This is a genomic window from Tepidimonas charontis (assembly GCF_007556685.1).
Taxonomy (GTDB): domain Bacteria; phylum Pseudomonadota; class Gammaproteobacteria; order Burkholderiales; family Burkholderiaceae_C; genus Tepidimonas; species Tepidimonas charontis.
The window spans coordinates 1-3,357 of the sequence record NZ_VJON01000078.1 but is presented as its reverse complement, the minus strand read 5'-3'; the positions used below and the strand labels follow the sequence as shown (position 1 = coordinate 3,357).

3 protein-coding genes and 1 pseudogene are annotated in these 3,357 nt (G+C 51.9%); all 4 read right to left on the bottom strand.

The window, feature by feature from the left end:
* Positions 1 to 169: pseudogene (locus Tchar_RS13300) on the bottom strand (IS481 family transposase); the annotation flags it as partial.
* Between the two features lie 122 nt (positions 170 to 291).
* Positions 292 to 1,818, bottom strand: coding sequence for an HsdM family class I SAM-dependent methyltransferase (locus Tchar_RS13295; RefSeq protein ID WP_144329460.1), 1,527 nt, complete (start codon positions 1,816 to 1,818; stop codon positions 292 to 294).
* Positions 1,808 to 2,872, bottom strand: coding sequence for an AccI family restriction endonuclease (locus tag Tchar_RS13290; RefSeq protein WP_201739384.1), 1,065 nt, complete (start codon positions 2,870 to 2,872; stop codon positions 1,808 to 1,810). Before Tchar_RS13290 ends, Tchar_RS13295 begins: the two co-directional genes overlap by 11 nt.
* Before the next feature lie 110 nt (positions 2,873 to 2,982).
* Positions 2,983 to 3,357: integrase core domain-containing protein (locus Tchar_RS13285; protein ID WP_144329459.1), on the bottom strand; the 375-nt coding region annotated here is incomplete at its 5' end.

The window sequence follows — 3,357 nt, the reverse complement described above, 5'->3', positions numbered from 1 at the left end:
AGGGGTATGGGAGGCGTCATGAACCGATGCACGCTTCTTCCAGCGGGCTGGTGGTGCAGACACTCACGCCAAAGCGCTGGGCCAGAACCCTCATGGGCTCCTTGCTGACCTGGATCTCGGCGCGGATTCTGGGTGTCGTGGTGGCGTTCTTGTGCAGCCTCAGATGCATCGTTTCAGCTCCAGCATGACCTCTCGGGCCAAGAGTAAACTACGGCGTCGTCCAGTCAACGAATCATCCGAGACACGACACAGTTAGGCCCGCTTCGTGATTAATGACCCGAAAGGTACGCACTATCCGATCAAATCATCGAACAACCCCCGCATGCACGAAGCCGCGCCCACGCGACTGACACAAGCAACTTTCTCAATAATCACATTTTCCGGGATCCTGGCGAACCACTCAGGAGATGGCACCAACGCGTTGTTCAGGTCATGCGGCTCAAACTTATTCAACTTGTCTCCATACTTTCGTACTTCTCTTGCCACGATTCGCTGCCCAACAGACGAACAAAAGTAAAGGAAAAGATGGTCAACGAATCTCGCTCCAAAGATATTCGGATAGAAACAGTGGAAACAGGTCAAAGATACTGCACGACTTTTGTTGCGAATAACCTTGAAGCCATTTCGAGAGAACACACCGAACAGTATCGGGGCTGGCTGCCGCCTCTCCAATTTGAACCAAGGTTTTCGCATTCGAGTTAGGTACCTCTTGTCAAACCGCTGGCGCTCCCCAAATTCAATGTATTTCTTGACAGCCTCTTCTTGAGACGAGGACAAATCCGCCAAAAGGACACGTTCGCCCTCTTCGATAAGGCGCTCAATGTCGTCGTCCGTTATGAGCATTTGTTTAATCTGAGAGCTACGCGAAATACAAGGGTGAAGAATTGAAGTCGGCAATTCCCACTTTGCCGCATCGGACCTAGACAGTAGGAAGTATTCGTTTGCGCCGGTCGCGATTCCCCGGGAGAACGAGCCGTACATGGACAGGGGCTGGAGCGCCCCTCGTTCTAGAGCACATGGCTCCTCGAAGTACCGTAACCACTTATCCGCGGGCCTGAGTTCCTCTGTCAGGACGGACCTGCACGGGAAATCGCTTAGGTTGCGCTCCAACTGATCGAGCGTTTGTACTGTGCAAAACTTGACGGGCTCGTGTATGCCGTCATCAGATACCAGTATGATACCGACTGAGGTTATAGCATCAGGAAAGACCTCGCCCTCCGGCTCGATTCGCAACAGAGCTTTGAGACGTCCTTTATCGAGAAGGGCTTGCTTAATAGTTTCTCCATAACCTGTATTTAAGAATTCTAGGGGCATCAGATAAGCCAGGCGCCCGCCTGGAGCGAGTTCATGTAGCGACTTGAGCAGGAATGCAGATGCAATATTTGAGTAACCGGACAGCCTTCGTCCCAGGTGTTTTTCAATCTCTGGAATAACCCGGTGACGGTCCGCAAAGTGCTGAAACCGCATGTATGGCGGATTGCAGACAATGGCAGAATATTTGATACCCCACACAGAGAAGTAATCGGCGTTGCTCAAAACAATCGTATCGTCAAGGTTTGGGTGATCCTCCCGGAAATGCGCTAGTACCTTTGCGTCCTTTTCAACGGCGCAAAATCTGATTTTTGGGTTCAACTCCCTTGCGGCGAGATAGAACGCGCCTAAGCCAAAGGCCGGATCAAAGATCTCTCTGGCTCCTTCCTTCAAGAGCCAGCGGCACATAAATCTCGCGACCGGAGGTGGCGTGAAGAATTGCCCATGTCGCCGTCTATGGTCAAGGCCAACCACGCTGTGATAGCGCGCTACGCTTTCAACAGACACCCAGCACCTCCTTCAGTAACGGCCCATCTATGTACCCGCGACCACCTTCAAAGGTCACATAAAACAGAAGTCGGCCTCTTTCGAATTCCTTCATTTGCGAACGGTGCTCCGGCATATCGATTTTGCCGATCACTTCCCGCCCAACTTGCACATTGATCTTAATTGTCGTCTTACCCTGATTCTTTACGTCTCGCTCAACAGAAAAAACATCACCCTCCTTCTTCGAATCTGCGGCGATCTGGAGAATTTGCTCAAATGGAATCAAATATGCCTTATCGAAGAACACCTGCAAGTAATAGTGCTTCACTCCGAATCGCTGAATCCACCGATTTACGAGCGCGATGTCTTCCACCTTAGGCGTAATACTCAGGTAATCTCGCTTGTGAAGGATGGCGATATGCTTCTTGAGGTCTCCAAGGAGTTCGCTTAATCGGCGTAGCTGGGCCGAGGATGACCATGATGGTCTTCGAAAATCGAGCTGCTTGAATGATTCGTTTTTCGCACTTTCCAGAAAGCGATATAGTTCCTCGTTCTTCTCGCGAAGAAGATCAGCCAGTTCGCTACCTAAAATCTCCTTTCTGATCCGGTTGCAGGCCTCAAGCGCTGCGGCTCCGCGTTGCTCCATATATGCAGCATACCGATTGGCGAGGAAGGAACTCGAACGAACTTCTATCGCAGCGATCGCCCTACTCACGACTTCGTCGCTTGAGGTGTCCGGGTCGGTCGGAAAATGCGCTCGTTCAAAGATCAAGATGTCGGGGCGCTTTCCAATTTCATTTAGTTCAGCTTGATAGGAAGCGTAGAACTCCTCGAACCCCTCATCACCAGCAGCCAGAGACTCGGAGCGACCGTACCGGACAGCAAGCAGGCCAAGCTCACCCTCATTGATGGCGGTCTGAACGAGTTTTTCTGCCCAATCGCCCTGTTCTTTGTTCGTCAAAAACTCAGAATTCGCCATTGTTGGTAGTCGTCCACCAACTTGGATGTCAGGGTCAATCCCGAGGTCCAAGGATTGAATCAACTCGAAGATTTTCTTCTTGTAGGTGGCACTCACAGGTTAATCTTTCCTCCGTACGGGTTACGGCCGGTGCTTCTCTTTGACTGACGCATCATTAAGGGGCTTAACAGATGTTCCGTCCCTTGTGATTATCTCCCCAGAATGAGTTACCTGTAGTGTCCCGGCTGATTGGTAACACGTCTGTTGAACAGTTCGGGGTGTGATCGCTGCCATTGTTTCATGGCCTGGATGGGGCTGACATGCCCCAAGGCTTTCTGTGGCAGTTGGTGATTGTACAGCCAGACATACCGCAGGATGGTGGCCTCAAGTTGTTCGCCGCAATGGAAGTGATGGGTGCGCAGGATGTCGGCGATGCGCCCGTTGAAGCGTTCAACCATGCCGTTGGTCTGCGGGAGTTTTGGGCGGGTCAGGCGATGCTCAATGCCTAGCTCCTCGCAGAGCTGATCGAACTGATGCCTGCCGGTCGGCGTACGCTCTCCCCGTGTGATGAAGCGATCCGTGAATTCCTTGCCGTTGTCGGT